The organism is Azospirillum sp. B2RO_4, assembly GCF_051124815.1.
Taxonomy (GTDB): Bacteria; Pseudomonadota; Alphaproteobacteria; order Azospirillales; family Azospirillaceae; genus Azospirillum.
Genome location: NZ_CP118485.1, coordinates 2,431,857 through 2,447,530 on the forward strand (window position 1 = coordinate 2,431,857; position 15,674 = coordinate 2,447,530).

At 67.4% G+C, this 15,674-nt stretch carries 8 protein-coding genes; 2 read left to right on the forward strand and 6 right to left on the reverse strand.

What is annotated here, in order from left to right:
* Positions 1 to 312: 312 nt before the first annotated feature.
* The 3 genes from ppdK to PWS46_RS11635 all read right to left on the reverse strand — a co-directional run bounded on the left by ppdK (position 313) and on the right by PWS46_RS11635 (position 9,622).
* Complete coding sequence (ppdK, locus tag PWS46_RS11625; protein WP_434615214.1) at positions 313 to 3,006, reverse strand: pyruvate, phosphate dikinase; 2,694 nt, start codon at positions 3,004 to 3,006, stop codon at positions 313 to 315.
* 354 nt (positions 3,007 to 3,360) lie between these two features.
* Entirely contained in the window at positions 3,361 to 5,616 is a 2,256-nt protein-coding gene (locus PWS46_RS11630) for a putative bifunctional diguanylate cyclase/phosphodiesterase (protein WP_434615217.1), read from the reverse strand.
* Between the two features lie 253 nt (positions 5,617 to 5,869).
* A complete protein-coding gene (locus PWS46_RS11635; protein ID WP_434615220.1) occupies positions 5,870 to 9,622 on the reverse strand; it encodes a vitamin B12-dependent ribonucleotide reductase in 3,753 nt (1,250 codons plus the stop codon).
* Positions 9,623 to 10,380: 758 nt separating this feature from the next.
* Here PWS46_RS11635 and PWS46_RS11640 point away from each other — a divergent pair.
* Positions 10,381 to 10,833, forward strand: coding sequence for a PRC-barrel domain-containing protein (locus PWS46_RS11640; protein WP_085090350.1), 453 nt, complete (start codon positions 10,381 to 10,383; stop codon positions 10,831 to 10,833).
* 121 nt (positions 10,834 to 10,954) lie between these two features.
* On the opposite strand, the gene rpsA is transcribed toward PWS46_RS11640, so the two are convergent.
* From rpsA to aroA, 3 genes are all read right to left on the reverse strand, one after another.
* A complete protein-coding gene (rpsA, locus tag PWS46_RS11645) occupies positions 10,955 to 12,661 on the reverse strand; it encodes a 30S ribosomal protein S1 (protein ID WP_042694362.1) in 1,707 nt (568 codons plus the stop codon).
* A 190-nt stretch (positions 12,662 to 12,851) separates the two neighbouring features.
* Entirely contained in the window at positions 12,852 to 13,550 is a 699-nt protein-coding gene (gene cmk / locus PWS46_RS11650; RefSeq protein ID WP_434615224.1) for a (d)CMP kinase, read from the reverse strand.
* Positions 13,551 to 13,554: 4 nt separating this feature from the next.
* A complete protein-coding gene (gene aroA / locus PWS46_RS11655; RefSeq protein ID WP_434615227.1) occupies positions 13,555 to 14,901 on the reverse strand; it encodes a 3-phosphoshikimate 1-carboxyvinyltransferase in 1,347 nt (448 codons plus the stop codon).
* A 363-nt stretch (positions 14,902 to 15,264) separates the two neighbouring features.
* Here aroA and PWS46_RS11660 point away from each other — a divergent pair, with 363 nt between their 5' ends.
* Positions 15,265 to 15,654 carry a TIGR02300 family protein gene (locus tag PWS46_RS11660; RefSeq protein ID WP_085090353.1) on the forward strand — a complete coding sequence of 130 codons (390 nt, stop codon included), beginning with the start codon at positions 15,265 to 15,267 and terminating at the stop codon, positions 15,652 to 15,654.
* Positions 15,655 to 15,674 lie beyond the last annotated feature (20 nt).

Consider the following 15,674-nt stretch of genomic DNA (forward strand, 5'->3'; position numbering starts at 1 on the left):
GACTATAAACCTCAACCGCCCGAGGAGTGTCCTGCATGCATCGCCAACGGTGCCACGCCCCCTTGCGCCCGTCCTCCCGCGCCCCCGCCCCGCCAAATGGAACACTGAACAGCCCCCGGAAAACCGTTCCAACCTGTTCCAAACGTTCCATCCGACCGCCGCAGGCCGGGTCGGCCGCCCCCGATGGAACAGTGAACAGTCCCCCGAAACCTGTTCCACGCTGTTCCACCCACCCACCTCCGCCTCCAAAACGAAACGGCCCCCTTCCCTTGCGGGAAGAGGGCCGAAGTCGTTTCAGCTATCCGAACCGGCTCAGTCGCGCTTGACCGTGTCGCTGTTCAGCGCGGCCTGGGCGGCGGCGAGGCGGGCGATCGGCACGCGGTAGGGCGAGCAGGAGACATAGGTCAGCCCGATCTTCTCGCAGAAGGAGATCGAGGCCGGGTCGCCGCCATGCTCGCCGCAGATGCCCAGCTTGATGTCCGGACGGACTTTGCGGCCGCGCTCGGTGGCGATCTCCACCAGTTCGCCGACGCCGGTGACGTCCAGCGACTGGAACGGGTCCTGCTCCAGGATGCCCTGGCGCTGGTACTCCGGCAGGAAGCTGCCGGCGTCGTCGCGCGACAGGCCAAGCGTGGTCTGGGTCAGGTCGTTGGTGCCGTAGCTGAAGAACTCGGCCGACTCGGCGATCTCGCCGGCCTTCAGGGCCGCGCGCGGGATCTCGATCATCGTGCCGGTCAGGTACTCCACCGTCACGCCGGTCTCGGCCTTCACCTGCTCGGCGGCGCGGTCGATCACCGCCTTGAGGATGTCGAACTCCTTCTTCGTGATGATCAGCGGGATCATCACTTCGGGAATGACGGCCTCGCCGGTGGTCTTGGCGACCTCGGCGGCGGCGGCGAAGATGGCGCGGGCCTGCATCTCGTAGATCTCGGGGTACGAGATGCCCAGACGGCAGCCGCGATGGCCCAGCATCGGGTTCGCTTCATGCAGCTGGATGGTGCGGTGGCGCACCCGCAGCGGATCGGTGCCGGTGGCCTGGGCGACCTCCGCCATGTCCTCTTCGGTGTTCGGCAGGAACTCGTGCAGCGGCGGGTCGAGCAGGCGGATCGTCACCGGCAGGCCGGTCATGATCGTGAACAGGTCGACGAAGTCCTTCTTCTGGAAGGGCTCCAGCTTGGCGAGCGCCTTGCGGCGGCCGGCCTCGTCCTCCGCCAGGATCATCTCGCGGACGGCCAGGATGCGCTCCGGGTCGAAGAACATGTGCTCGGTGCGCGACAGGCCGATGCCCTCGGCGCCGAACTTCCGCGCGGTGCGGGCGTCCAGCGGGGTTTCGGCGTTGGCGCGGATCTTCATCCGGCGGATGCTGTCGGCCCAGCCCATCAGGGTGGCGAAGTCGCCCGACAATTCCGGCTGGATCGTCGGCACCTCGCCCAGCATCACCTCGCCGGTGGAGCCGTCGATGGTGACGATGTCGCCTTCCTTCACGGTGACGCCGCGCACGCCCATCTGCTTGGTCTTGTAGTCGATGCGCAGGTCGCCGGCGCCCGACACGCAGGCACGGCCCATGCCGCGGGCCACCACCGCCGCGTGGCTGGTCATGCCGCCGCGGCTGGTCAGGATGCCGCGGGCGGCGTGCATGCCGTGGATGTCCTCGGGCGAGGTCTCAATGCGGCAGAGGATCACCGCCTCGCCCTTGCCGGCCATCTGCTCGGCCTCGTCGGCGGTGAACACCACCTTGCCGGACGCGGCGCCGGGGGAGGCCGGCAGGCCCTTGGCGATGACCTTACGGTCGGCCTTGGGGTCGAGAGTCGGGTGCAGCAGCTGGTCGAGCGAGGCCGGATCGATGCGGCGGACCGCCTCGTTCTGGTCGATGACGCCCTCGTTCGCCAGATCGACGGCGATCTTCAGCGCCGCCGGCGCGGTGCGCTTGCCGTTGCGGGTCTGCAGCATGAACAGCTTGTTCTGCTGGACCGTGAACTCGATGTCCTGCATGTCGCGGTAGTGCTTTTCCAGCTTGAGGCGGACCTCGTTCAGCTGGTTGAACACCTCCGGCATCACCTCCTCCATGGCGGGGAGGTCGGACTTGTTGGCGAGCTTGCCGGCGACGGTCAGGTGCTGCGGCGTGCGGATGCCGGCGACGACGTCCTCGCCCTGGGCGTTGACCAGATATTCGCCGTAGAAGGCGTTCTCACCGGTCGACGGGTTGCGGGTGAAGGCCACGCCGGTGGCGCAGTCGTTGCCCATGTTGCCGAAGACCATGCACTGCACGTTGACCGCGGTGCCCCAGTCGGCCGGGATGTCGTGCAGCTTGCGGTAGGTGATGGCGCGGGCGTTCATCCAGGAGCCGAAGACGGCGCCGATGGCGCCCCACAGCTGCTCCTGCACATCCTGCGGGAAAGGCCGGCCCAGCTCGCGCTCGACCGCCTTCTTGTAGTCCTCGATCACCGCCTGCCAATCCTCGGCCGACAGGTCGGTGTCGAGGTTGTAGGACTTGTCGCGCTTGTGGTTGTCGAGGATGTCCTCGAAATGGTGATGCTCAACGTCGAGCACGACGTTGGAATACATCTGGATGAAGCGGCGATAGCTGTCGTAGGCGAAGCGGCCGTCGCCCGACCGCTTGGCGAGGCCGGCGGCGGTCGCGTCGTTCAGGCCCAGGTTCAGGACGGTGTCCATCATGCCGGGCATCGACGCGCGGGCGCCGGAACGGACCGACACCAGCAGCGGGTTGACCGGGTCGCCGAACTTGGCGTCCATCGCCTGTTCCAGCCGCGCGATGGCGGCGGTCACCTGCGCCGTCAGCTCCGGCGGATAGGAGCGGCCGTTGGCGTAGAAATAGGTGCACAGCTCGGTGGTGATCGTGAAGCCCGGCGGAACGGGCAGGCCAAGATTGGCCATCTCGGCCAGATTGGCGCCCTTGCCGCCCAGCAGGTTCTTCATATCGGCCCGTCCTTCGGTGGCACCGGCCCCGAAGCTGTAGACCCACTTGGATTCACCCTGGCTCGCCATCGCGGAATTCCTCTCGCCCCATGGTCGTCCGGCATGCGGGTGCTCCCCTTGTGCTCCACGGGCGATCCACCGGGCGGGTCCTTTCCGCTCAGCGAAACACCGTGGTCAGTTTGCTTGACCGCACATGCCGCTGAGTGGACCTTCTATCGCCCCAAACGTTGGGACACAAGACAGTCGCGTGGTCTAGAACGGGATGACCTGCGCTTTGCCGGCAAAGGAGCGTTGCGACTATATCCTATTGCCGGATCCCCATTACTCCGGCGGATCCGCATAAGCACCGATTCGAATGGTGAAATGCGGTCGAAGTACCCCGTAAATCCAAAGAAAAACGGGACCATTTCCACTGCAAATGTTTCAGATGCTGAAGCAGGCCTCGGCCGGGCACTGCGTCCAGTGCTTGCCCTCCCCCCTCAGCCAGTCCACCAGCGCCGCCGCCGCCATCGGCCGGGCGAAGCGGTAGCCCTGGCCGATGGCGCAGCCCTCCGCCTCCAGCATCAGGTGCTGGGCCTCGCGCTCCACCCCCTCCGCCACGACGGTCAGGCCCAGCGCCTCGCCGATCTGGATGATGGCCCGCACCAGCGGCCGGTTGGCGGCGTCGATGTCCAGCTCCTTGACGAAGCTGCGGTCGATCTTCAGTTCGCCGACGGGGAATCGCTTCAGATAGCTGAGTGACGAATAGCCGGTACCGAAATCGTCGATCGACAGGGTGACGCCCAGCGCATGCAGGGCATCCAGCGCGTCATGGACGCCGACCTCCTCCGTCATCATCAGCCGCTCTGTGATCTCCAGCGTCAGGTCGTTGGCCGGGATACCGTTGGCGGCGAGCGCGGCGCGGACCTGATCCGGCAGATCGCCGCGGGCGAAACGGACGGCCGAGACATTCACCGCCATCCCCGGCACCGGCACCCCCGCCGCGCGCCAGCGGCCAAGCTGTGCCACCGACGTCTGCAGAACCCAGCTGTCCAGCCGGTCGATCAGCCCGCATTCCTCGGCCAGCGGAACGAATTCCACCGGCGACACCGCCCCCCAGCGCGGGTGGGTCCAGCGGATCAGGGCCTCCACCCGGTACAGGCAATGCGGCTTCAGCCGGACCTGGGGCTGGTAATGCAGCTCGAACGGTGCTTCGCCGTCCGGGCAGCCGGCCTCCTGGCGGTCCAGCGCCTCGCGCAGCGCTGCCTCCATCTCCAACCGGCGCACCGCCTGTTCGTTCATGTCGCGGCGGAAGAAATGGCAGCGGTTGCGGCCGGCCTGCTTGGCCCGGTACATCGCCGCATCGGCTTGGCGCAGCAGGGTATCGAAGTCCATGCCGTCGTCGGGATGCACGGCGATGCCGATGCTTGCGGTCGGGGTCAGCGTCAGCTCGGCCACCGTCAGCGGCACCGACAGGGTGGCCAGCACCCGTTCGGCCAGCAGCGAGGCATGGGCGGCATCGCAGCCCGGCAGCAATGCCACGAACTCGTCGCCACCCAGCCGGGCCAGCGTGTCGCCCTCGATGAACAGGCGCTTCAGCCGGGTCGCCACCTCCACCAGCAGCCGGTCGCCGACCGCATGACCCAGCGAATCGTTGATGGTCTTGAACCGGTCGATGTCCAGGAACATCAGCGTCACCGGCTGCCGCGTGCGTCCGGCCAGCGCCAGCGCCGCGGTGGCGCGGTCGGCCAGGAGCTGGCGGTTGGGCAGCCCGGTCAGCATGTCGAAATAGGCCAGCCGGTTGATCTCCGCCCGTGCCCGGTCATGTTCGATGGCGAGCGCGCACAGATGCACGCAGGCCTCCACCAGCCGGCGGTGAAAGGGAGCGGCGGGGCGGGGCTCGCGGTAATAGAGCGCAAAGCTGCCCAGCATCCGGGCGTCCCGCCCCTTGATCGGGTTGGACCAGCAGGCGGCCAGCCCATGCGCCAGCGGCACGTCGCGATAGGGGGCCCAGCGCGGGTCTTCGGCGATGTCGACGGACATCACCGCCTCTCCCTGGCTCATCGCGCTGCCGCAGCAGCCGACGTCGGGGCCGATGGCCAGCCCGTCGATGGCAGTGGCATAGACGGCGGGCAGCGATGGGGCCGCGGCGACCCGCATGCGGTTCTCGTCGTCACGCAGCATCACCGAACAGGCGACCTCCGGCGCGCAGGCCTCCACCTGCCTGCAGAGGAAATCCAGGACCTGTTTCAGCGACCGGCCGGCGGCCACCAGTTCCAGGACATTCTGCTGCAGGCGTGCCACCGCCTCCGCCCGTTCGCGCTCGTCGAAATCGCGCATCTCGCACAGAAGCAGGACGTCGTCGCCATCGGTCAGATGCTGCCAGTGCAGATCGACCGGGACCGGATCGCGGCGGGGAACGCGCAAGGCACCGGTGCCGGGCGGTGGATGGTCGTTCTCCTTCGCCCCATCCCACACCGCCAGCCAGTCACGACCACCGAAATCGAGCAGGGCGGGCAGCGGGCAACCAACCAGCGCATCCAGAGGGATGCCGGCCAGCCGGGCAAAACCGGGATTGGCGCCGACGATGGTGCCGTCGGCCGATGTCCAGACCAAGGCCGCGCTCCATTGCGCAGCGGTTGCCCGCAACAGGCGATCGGACGGCAGGCGGTCGTCCAGCGCGGTCCCGGCCGAATCCATGACCCCTGATCCCTCCGGACATGCTTCGGGAACGCCGCGCCGGCGTCCCGGGGGAGTCAGCTAACATGAACACACGCGGCGCGGTCAAGGCTCCTCATCATCCGGCCATGCTGTTGCATCCACACGAGAATGGTTCCAAACAGCGCGCAGCAAATTTGTTTGCACACAAGCAAAAGGGAGGGAGCGGTTTCCCGCGCCCTCCCCTTCGTCGTTCATCGCCCGGCGAGGCTCCCGGGGAGCGCTCCGTGCAGGATCAGCTGCAGCCGGTGGTCGACCCGCAGCTGTCGCACTTCAGGCAGGTGCCGTTGCGGACCAGGGTCATGTTGCCGCACTCGCCGCAGGGGTCGCCCTCGTAGCCACGGGCGCGGGCCTCGCGGATGCGGTCGAAGCGCTGATCGCTGGTGCTGCCGCCATAGGCCGTGCCAGTGGCCGCGGTGGCGGCGACATGGCCCTGGGCGGTGGCGGCGGCGACCGCCGGGCTGGCCGCCATGGCCGTCTGGGCGGAAGCCTGGGTGACGGCCGACGCCGTGACGCTCACGGCAGCGGTGTCGGTGCCGGTGGCGGCGAAGGCCGCCGCGGCACTGGCCCGCTGGACCTGACCGCCCGTCTGGCCGCCATGCAGGACGCGCAGGTTGTTGCGGACATAGCCGGTCGACGCGATGCGGCGGACGATGTCCGACGGCTGCACCGGGGTGTCCGGCAGGTCGCCCTGCTTGTCGCCGCTGCCGACCGTCGACGGGACCAGATCCTCCGGCGTGGCGTGGGCCAGATCGGTGCGGTTCAGGTAGGAGATGGCGATCTCGCGGAAGATGTAGTCGATGATCGACGTCGCCATCTTGATGGTGTCGTTGCCGGTCACCATGCCCGACGGCTCGAAGCGCGTGAAGGTGAAGGCCTCCACGAACTCCTCCAGCGGCACGCCATATTGGAGGCCGATCGACACCGCGATGGCGAAGTTGTTCATCAGCGACCGGAAGGCGGCGCCTTCCTTGTGCATGTCGATGAAGATCTCGCCCAGGCGGCCGTCCTCATACTCGCCGGTGCGCAGATACACCTTGTGGCCGCCGACATTGGCCTTCTGGGTGTAGCCCTTGCGGCGGTGCGGCAGACGCTCGCGCGAGCTACTCTTCCGCTCGACCACCCGCTCGATCACCTTCTCGACGATGCGCTCGGTGACCATCTGGGCGCGGACTGCGGCCGGCGCCTCGATCACCGCCTCGACCGCCTCGCCATCCTCCTCGTCATCGAGCAGGGCGGCCTGCAGCGGCTGGCTCAGCTTGGAGCCGTCACGGTACAGCGCGTTCGCCTTCAGGCCCAGGCGCCAGGACATCAGGTAGGCGTCCTTGCACTCGTCGACCGTCGCCGTGTTCGGCATGTTGATGGTCTTGGAGATGGCGCCGGAGATGAAGGGCTGCGCCGCCGCCATCATCGTGATGTGCGATTCCCAGGACAGGAAGCGCTTGCCGATGCGGCCGCAGGGGTTGGCGCAGTCGAACACCGACAGGTGCTCGTCCTTCAGGAAGGGCGCGCCTTCCAGCGTCATGGCGCCGCAGCAGAAGGTGTTGGCCGCCTCGATCTGCGCCTTGGTGAAGCCGATGTGGCTCAGCAGGTCGAAGCCCGGTGCGTCCAGCGTCTCGGCCGGGATGCCCAGCGTCTGGGTGCAGAAATCGGCGCCGATGGTCCAGCGGTTGAAGACGAACTTGATGTCGAAGGCGGTGGCGAGGTTGCCTTCCAGACGCTCCAGCAGCTCGTCGGTGAAGCCCTTGGCCTTCAGCGACTCGTGGTTGACGCCCGGCGCGTTCTTCAGCGTGCCGTGGCCGACGGCGTAGAGCGCGATCTCTTCGATCTGGTCCGGGGTGTAGCCGAGCGTCTTCAGCGCCTCCGGCACCAGCCGGTTGACGATCTTGAAGTAGCCGCCGCCGGCCAGCTTCTTGAACTTCACCAGGGCGAAGTCGGGCTCGATGCCGGTGGTGTCGCAGTCCATCACCAGGCCGATGGTGCCGGTCGGGGCGACCACGGTGGCCTGGGCGTTGCGGTAGCCGTGGGCCTCGCCCAGTTCCAGCGCTTCGTCCCACACGCGGACGGCGGCGAGCGCCAGTTCCTGGTCCGGGCAGAGGTCGGCGACGAAGGGCACCGGCTCGACCGCCAGCCCCTCATAGCCGTTCATCTCGCCGTTGGCGGCGCGGCGATGGTTGCGGATGACCCGCAGCATGTGGTCGCGGTTGGCCTCGAAGCCCGGGAACGGACCCAGCTCCTGCGCCATCTCGGCCGAGGTGGCATAGGCGACGCCGGTCATGACGGCGGAGATGCCGGCGCAGTAGGCGCGGCCCTCGTCCGAGTCATAGGACAGGCCCGACGCCATCAGCAGGCCGCCGAGGTTGGCGAAGCCGAGGCCCAGCGTGCGGAACTCGTAGGAGAGCTGGGCGATTTCCTTCGACGGGAACTGCGCCATCAGCACGGAGATTTCCAGCACGATGGTCCACAGCCGGCAGGCATGCTCGAACGCCTCGACGTCGAAGGAGCCGTCCTTCAGACGGAACGACATCAGGTTCAGCGACGCCAGATTGCAGGCGGTGTCGTCGAGGAACATGTACTCCGAGCACGGGTTCGAGGCGTTGATGCGCCCCGAGGCCGGGCAAGTGTGCCACTCGTTGATGGTGCTGTCGAACTGCACGCCCGGATCGGCGCAGGCCCAGGCGGCATAGCCGACCTTGTCCCACAGGTCGCGGGCGCGGACGGTCTTCACCACCTTGCCGTTGGTGCGGCCGATCAGGTTCCAGTCGGCATCGTCCAGCACAGCCTGCACGAACTCGTTGGAGATGCGCACGGAGTTGTTGGAGTTCTGGCCGGAGACCGTCAGGTAGGCTTCCGAATCCCAGTCGGTGTTGTAGGTCTTGAACTCGATCGAGGTGAAGCCTTGGCCGGCGAACTGGATCACGCGCTGGATATAGTTCTCCGACACCTGATCCTTGCGGGCGGCGAGGATCGCCTTCTTGAGTTCCTTGTTCTCCTTCGGGTCCAGGCCCGACTGGGCGGCGGCCATCACCGCCGTCAGGTGCTTCTGGCAGATCTTGGAGCCGGTCACGAGCGCCGCGACCTTCTGCTCCTCGTTCACCTTCCAGTCGATGTAGCCTTCGATGTCCGGGTGGTCCATGTCCACCGTGACCATCTTGGCCGCACGGCGGGTGGTGCCACCCGACTTGATGGCGCCGGCCGCGCGGTCGCCGATCTTCAGGAAGCTCATCAGGCCCGACGACTTGCCGCCGCCGGCCAGCTTTTCGCCCTCGCCGCGCAGGCGGGAGAAGTTGGAGCCGGTGCCCGAGCCGTACTTGAACAGGCGGGCCTCACGCACCCACAGGTCCATGATGCCGCCCTCGTTCACCAGATCGTCGGCGACGGACTGGATGAAGCAGGCGTGCGGCTGCGGATGCTCGTAGGCCGAGGCGGACGAGGTCAGCAGGCCGGTCTTGAAATCGACGTAGAAGTGGCCCTGGCTCGGGCCGTCGATGCCGTAGGCCCAGTGCAGGCCGGTGTTGAACCACTGCGGGCTGTTCGGGGCCGCCATCTGGGCGGCCAGCATGAAGCGCATCTCGTCGAAGAAGCTGCGGGCGTCGGCCTCGGTGTCGAAATAACCGCCCTTCCAGCCCCAATAGGTCCAGGTGCCGGCCAGGCGGTCGAAGACCTGCTTGGCCGAATGCTCACCGACGAAACGCTTTTCCTTCGGCAGCGCGGCCAGCTTCTCGCTATCGGCTTCCTTGCGCCACAGCCAGGACGGAACGGTGTTCTCCTCCACGGCGCGGAGCGCGGCGGGGACGCCGGCCTTGCGGAAATACTTCTGGGCCAGGATGTCGCTGGCGACCTGCGAGAAGTTGTCCGGCACCTCGATGCCGGTCTGCTGGAAGACGATCGTCCCATCCGGGTTGCGGATCTCGCTGGTCGCCTGGCGGAAACCGAGGCTGGCGTAGGCGTCCTGACCTTCGTGCGTGAAACGACGCTCGATCCGCATGATGACACTGTCCCCTGCTTGGAGCACGCCGCGGCGCGCTCGAATGGAAATGTGGTGCGACCCGTCCCGATCAGAGCGGCCGGCGGTCTCTGCCGCCGTCCGGCCCGGCAACGCAGATGGCGCCGTACAAACAGGGGCCTCTTGCCCGACTGTCCGCCGTCGCCGCTGTGCTGCCGGGACCGGGGCCGCCGCTTGAGGCCGGCCGGGTCACGTGGGCCGCATCCTAGCCAGCGCGACGGGGGCAAGCAAGCCCCACTCTGCTAGATATTGTGGTTGACATGACCGAACCCCTCAAAACCTTGGGCTTGTGGTGTTCAACCCGTTACCGGGGATCCTGTTCCCGCCCGCCAAGCAAATTTTTGAGGAGGCGGCGATTGGGCCGCATCGCGGCCGGACGGCACCAACTGTGGGCACTCGAATGGCCGCCGGTGCTGGAGATGACCGCGGTACCCCCCGATTAGAGCGCAAAACGCGCCCGACCGCCAGAGCTTCCTTGCGGTGAAAATCAACATGTTGTTGCTAATATGCCGTTGCACCCACCACCGATTCGCCGTGGGGCGACTCGGACCAAGCCACCGGAATCCAGGGGGCGACTCGAAAAGGCCCGTCTTTCCCGCCCCGAGTCGCCGCTGTTTCGCCGAGGGTTCGGCACGGAAGAGGGGTAGTGGCAGCTGACCCGCAACTATTTCATGCGATCCCGGTTGAGGCGCATGGAGCCAAGGTGGATCCCACGCGACCCTGGGGGAGGAGAGGCGCCCATGCTGAAGATCACCCACAAGATGTGGTTTGCATTGCCTGCGCTGACACTGCTGGTCGGCATGGCGACTCCGCAGGGGGCGGCCGGACAGACGGTCATCATCGACGGCTCGACTCCGGCCGTCGGCGCCACGGTGGAGCGCAAGACCGGTCCCAGCGTCGATCAGTTGATGAACCGCAGCGTCGTCGGCGCCGACGGGTCGAAGATCGGCACCGTGACCGACGTGATCCTCGACGACAAGGGCGAGGCCCAATACATCGTCATCCACTCCGGCGGCATTCTGGGCTTCGGCGGCAAGGACATCGCGGCCGACCTGACCCTGGCCGACTTGCGCACCGGCAGCGAGGCGATCCGCCTGCGCGAGGTGACTGCCGCCAGCGTCCGCGACATGCCCGAATTCCGCTATGACGACAGCATCACGTCCCTGACCCGCAGCCCGGAGCCACAGCGGTAACAACCGGACGGAACAACGAGAAAGGCCGCGCCCCAAGCGGGACGCGGCCTTTCTCTTACCCTTCCGGGAGATCGCGAGCCTCCTCCACCACGTCGCCGCGGCGGAGGATGGCGTCAGCCGATCACTCGTCGTTCTGCTGCTTGCGCTTCAGAGCGGCGCCCAGGATGTCGCCCAGCGAGGCGCCCGAGTCGGACGAACCGAACTCGGCCATCGCCTGCTTCTCTTCCTCCATCTCGCGGGCCTTGATGGACAGCGAGATGCGGCGGGAAGCGCGGTCGATCTGGGTGACCTTGGCATCGACCTTCTCGCCGACGGCGAAACGGTCCGGGCGCTGTTCCGAACGGTCGCGGGACAGGTCCGACTTGCGGATGAAGCCGGTGTAGCCCTCGCCGACGGTCACTTCGATGCCGCCGTCCGTCACCTGCGTCACGGTGCAGGTCACGACCTCGTTCTTCTTCAGGCCGGCGGTGGCCGACTCGAACGGATCGCTGGCCAGCTGCTTGATGCCGAGGCTGATGCGCTCCTTCTCGACGTCGACGTCGAGAACCTTGACCTTGACGCGGTCGCCCTTCTTGTACTCGGCGATCGCCTCTTCACCCGACTTGTTCCAGTCGAGATCGGACATGTGGACCATGCCGTCGATGTCGCCCGGCAGGCCGACGAACAGACCGAACTCGGTGATGTTCTTGACTTCGCCTTCCAGCTCGGTGCCAGGACCGAACTTGTCGGTGAAGGTCTCCCACGGGTTGTCCAGGCACTGCTTCAGGCCGAGGCTGATGCGGCGCTTCTGCGGATCGACGTCCAGGACCATGACCTCGACTTCCTGCGAAGTCGACACGATCTTGCCCGGATGGACGTTCTTCTTGGTCCAGGACATTTCCGACACGTGGACCAGGCCCTCGATCCCCGGCTCCAGCTCCACGAAGGCGCCGTAGTCGGTGATGTTGGTGACGCGGCCCTTGAACTTCGCGCCGACCGGATACTTGGCCTCGACGCCTTCCCACGGGTCGGCTTCGAGCTGCTTCATGCCCAGGCTGATGCGCTGGGTTTCCGGGTTGAAGCGGATGACCTGGACCGTGACAGTCTGGCCGATCTGCAGGGCTTCCGACGGATGGTTGATGCGGCGCCACGCGATGTCGGTGACGTGCAGCAGGCCATCGACGCCGCCCAGGTCGACGAACGCACCGTAGTCGGTGATGTTCTTGACGACGCCCTGGAGGATCTGGCCTTCCTTGAGGTTGGCCACCAGCTCCGAACGGGCCTCGGCGCGGCTCTCTTCGAGCACGGCGCGGCGCGACACGACGATGTTGCCGCGCGAGCGGTCCATCTTCAGGATCTGGAACGGCTGCGGGGTGCCCAGCAGCGGGGAGATGTCGCGGACCGGACGGATGTCGACCTGCGAACCCGGCAGGAAGGCCACGGCGCCCGACAGGTCGACCGTGAAGCCGCCCTTGACGCGGCCGAAGATGACGCCGGTGACGCGGGTCTGGTCGTTGAACGACTTCTCCAGCAGGGCCCAGGCCTCTTCGCGCTTCGCCTTCTCACGGCTCAGCATCGCCTCGCCGTTCTTGTCTTCCATCCGCTCGAGGTAGACCTCGACGGTGTCGCCCGCCTTCAGCTCGGGCGGCTGGCCGGCAACGGCGAATTCCTTCAGCGCGACGCGGCCTTCCGACTTCAGACCGACGTCGATGGTGACCATGTCGTTCTCGACGGCGACGACGCGTCCCTTGACGACCGTACCTTCGAGCGACTCGGCCGCGCCCAGCGACTCTTCAAGCAGAGACGCGAAGCTTTCCTTTTCGACCGTGCGGGCCAGTGACTGTGCCATTGAAACTCCTAAAGGTGGCGCGAAAGCGGCCCCGTTCCGGTCCCTCCCGCGGCAAAACGGGTGGAACCTCGACCGAACCGCCGCGCCGGGCACCACGCCCGGCGACTTGGTTGATGGTTTTCCTTGGAGGGAGTCGGACCCGTTCGCGCCGCCACCGGCGGCCCGTCAACGGAAGTCGGAAGCGGCGGCGTTACGCCGTGGGCTTCAGACCGGTTTTCGAACCGATGTGGGCGACCGCCATCGAGAACACCTGATCGGCATCGAGAGCGGACGTATCAAGCACAAAAGCGTCGGCAGCCGGACGGAGCGGGGCCACCGCTCTCTGGCTGTCGCGCGCATCACGAGCCTTCATGTCCTCCAGGACATCGGAGGATATAGCCGGAATCCCCCGTCTCTGCAACTCCTTGAGTCGCCGTTCGGCCCGGACCTCCACCGAAGCGGTAACGAACAGTTTGGCCTGGGCATCGGGGCAGACCACCGTTCCGATGTCGCGCCCGTCCAGAACCGCCCCCGGCGCGCCGCCCGGCGGGTGGGTGGCGAAGCGCCGCTGAAAGTCGAGCAGAGCCGCCCGAACCTCCGGCACAGCCGCCACCTTGCTGGCCGCCTGCGCCGCCTCGTCGGTGCGCAGCGCCACCTCCTGCAGGATGGGGTGTTCGGGGTGCAGTTCGTAGGCGGCGCGCGCCGCCGCCGCATTGTCGGCCGGATCGCCGCCGGCCCGCAGCACCGACACGCCGACCGCGCGGTACAGCACGCCGGTGTCGAGATGGGCGAAGCCGAAGGCATCGGCGATGCGCTGCGACAGGGTGCCCTTGCCGCTGGCGGCCGGGCCGTCGATGGCGACGACGACCGCCTTGGCCGAAGACTCCTGGTTGGAAAGCGGCTGTGTCATCGCCTCACGCCTCACCGATCTTGGCGCCGAGCCCGTTCATCAGCCCGACGAAGCTGGGGAAGCTGGTGTCGATGAAGGCGCCGTCGTCGACCGACACCGGCTCTTCCGTCGCCATGCCCAGCACCAGGAAGCTCATGGCGATGCGGTGGTCCATGGCGGTGAGGACGGTGGCGCCGCCCTTCGGTCCCTTCCCCGTTCCACCGGTGCCGTGCACCGTCAGGCTGTCGTCGGCGCCGACCTCCACCGACACGCCGCAGCGGGTCAGCCCTTCCGCCACCATGGCGAGGCGGTCGCTCTCCTTCACCCGCAGTTCCTTCAGCCCCAGCATCACCGTGGTGCCCTCGGCACAGGCGGCGGCGGCGGCCAGGACCGGGTATTCGTCGATCATGCTCGGCGCGCGGTCGGCCGGAACCACCACGCCCTTCAGCGCGCTGTGGCGCACCCGCAGGTCGGCCACCGGCTCGCCCGCCTGGTCACGGCGGTTCTCGAAGGCGATGTCGGCCCCCATCTCCACCAGCGTGTCGTAGAGACCGGTGCGGCGCGGATTCATGCCGACGTCGTTCAGCAGCAGGTCCGAGCCCGGCCGCAGCAGGGCGGCGACCGCCGGGAAGGCGGCGCTGCTGGGATCGGCCGGCACATGGATGGTACGGCCGGTCAGCTCCGGCTGGCCGACGACGGTGACGGCCAGCGCGCCGTCCTCCAGCCGTTCGGTCGTCACGGTTGCGCCGAAATGGCGCAGCATCAGTTCGGTGTGGTCGCGCGTCGGCTCCGCCTCGATCACCGTGGTGGCGCCGGCGGTGTTGAGGCCGGCCAGCAGGATCGCCGACTTGACCTGGGCGGAGGCCACCGGCAGGCGGTAGGTGATCGGGACCAGATCGCCGCTGCCGACCACGGTCAGCGGCAGCCGCCCGCCGGAGCGGCCGACGAAGCGGGCTCCCATCTCCTCCAGCGGCTTGGTGACGCGGGCCATCGGGCGCTTGTTCAGCGAGGCGTCGCCGGTGAAGACGCAGGTGATCGGGTGGCCGGCGACCAGACCCATCAGCAGGCGGGCGGCGGTGCCGCTGTTGCCCATGTCCAGAACCTGCGCCGGTTCCTGCAACGCCCCCAGCCCGACGCCGCGCACGCGCCAGACACCGTCGTCGTTCCGCTCCGCCTCCGCCCCCAGCAGGCGCATGGCCGCCGCGGTGTGCAGGACGTCCTCCCCCTCCAGCAGGCCGTGGATCACCGTCTCACCCACCGCGATGGCGCCCAGCATCAGCGACCGGTGCGAGATCGACTTGTCGCCGGGAACGCGGATGCTGCCCCGGATCGCGCCGGTGGTGGTGGAGCGCAGCGGCCTTGCATGCGTCATGGGACGGGTCCTTCGGATCGGAACGGGAAGCGGTTGTGGCCGCCGTTCCTATCACAGCCCCCGCCCCGATGCGAGAGGGCCGGCAAATACCGCTTGGCGCCAATGAAAAGAGGCCGCCCGAAGGCGGCCCCGAGTTCAAGGAGGAAACCAAATGGAGGAGTTGCACACTGTGCAGGTCCGTTCTAGCGAGTTATGGTTAACGCTCTGTAAAGGCAACCCCTGCCCGGCCGGGATACCTCTTTCCCGCTACCGCTGCGGTACGGCGATCACCGGGCCGCTTCATCTTTTTTTTGACAAGCGCCGCCGGGCATGGCAAAGGGCGCCTCTTGAGAACCCCCTGATTTTTGTGACGGAGGACGTGGCGTGGCCAAACCCGAATGGGGCGTCAAGCGCATCTGCCCGAGCTGTGGCGCTCGTTACTATGACATGCGCAAGGACCCGCCGGTCTGCCCGAGCTGTGGCGCGCAGTTCGATCCCGAGGCTCTGCTGAAGTCCCGCAAGGCCCGTCCGGCCCCGGCCGACGACACCAAGAAGGTGGTCGCCGTGGCGGAGGACGAGGAAGAGGCCGAGACCGAGACCGAGACCACGGAGCTGGAGGACGTCGAGGACGACATGTCCGTCGACGACATCGAGGAAGCCGACGACGCCACCGAGGATGAGGATGACGTCCTGATCGAGGACACGTCCGAACTGGGCGAGGACGACATGGACGAGGTCGTCGACGTCGAAGGCGAGGACGAGGAGGAGCGCTGACCGGCGCCCTTCCCGCGGAC

Coding starts and splice junctions, on each gene's coding strand:
- ppdK (WP_434615214.1), bottom strand. CDS start 3,006: ATGGCGAGCCAGGGTGAATCCAAGTGGGTCTACAGCTTCGGGGCCGGT.
- PWS46_RS11630 (WP_434615217.1), bottom strand. CDS start 5,616: ATGGATTCGGCCGGGACCGCGCTGGACGACCGCCTGCCGTCCGATCGC.
- PWS46_RS11635 (WP_434615220.1), bottom strand. CDS start 9,622: ATGCGGATCGAGCGTCGTTTCACGCACGAAGGTCAGGACGCCTACGCC.
- PWS46_RS11640 (WP_085090350.1), top strand. CDS start 10,381: ATGCTGAAGATCACCCACAAGATGTGGTTTGCATTGCCTGCGCTGACA.
- rpsA (WP_042694362.1), bottom strand. CDS start 12,661: ATGGCACAGTCACTGGCCCGCACGGTCGAAAAGGAAAGCTTCGCGTCT.
- cmk (WP_434615224.1), bottom strand. CDS start 13,550: ATGACACAGCCGCTTTCCAACCAGGAGTCTTCGGCCAAGGCGGTCGTC.
- aroA (WP_434615227.1), bottom strand. CDS start 14,901: ATGACGCATGCAAGGCCGCTGCGCTCCACCACCACCGGCGCGATCCGG.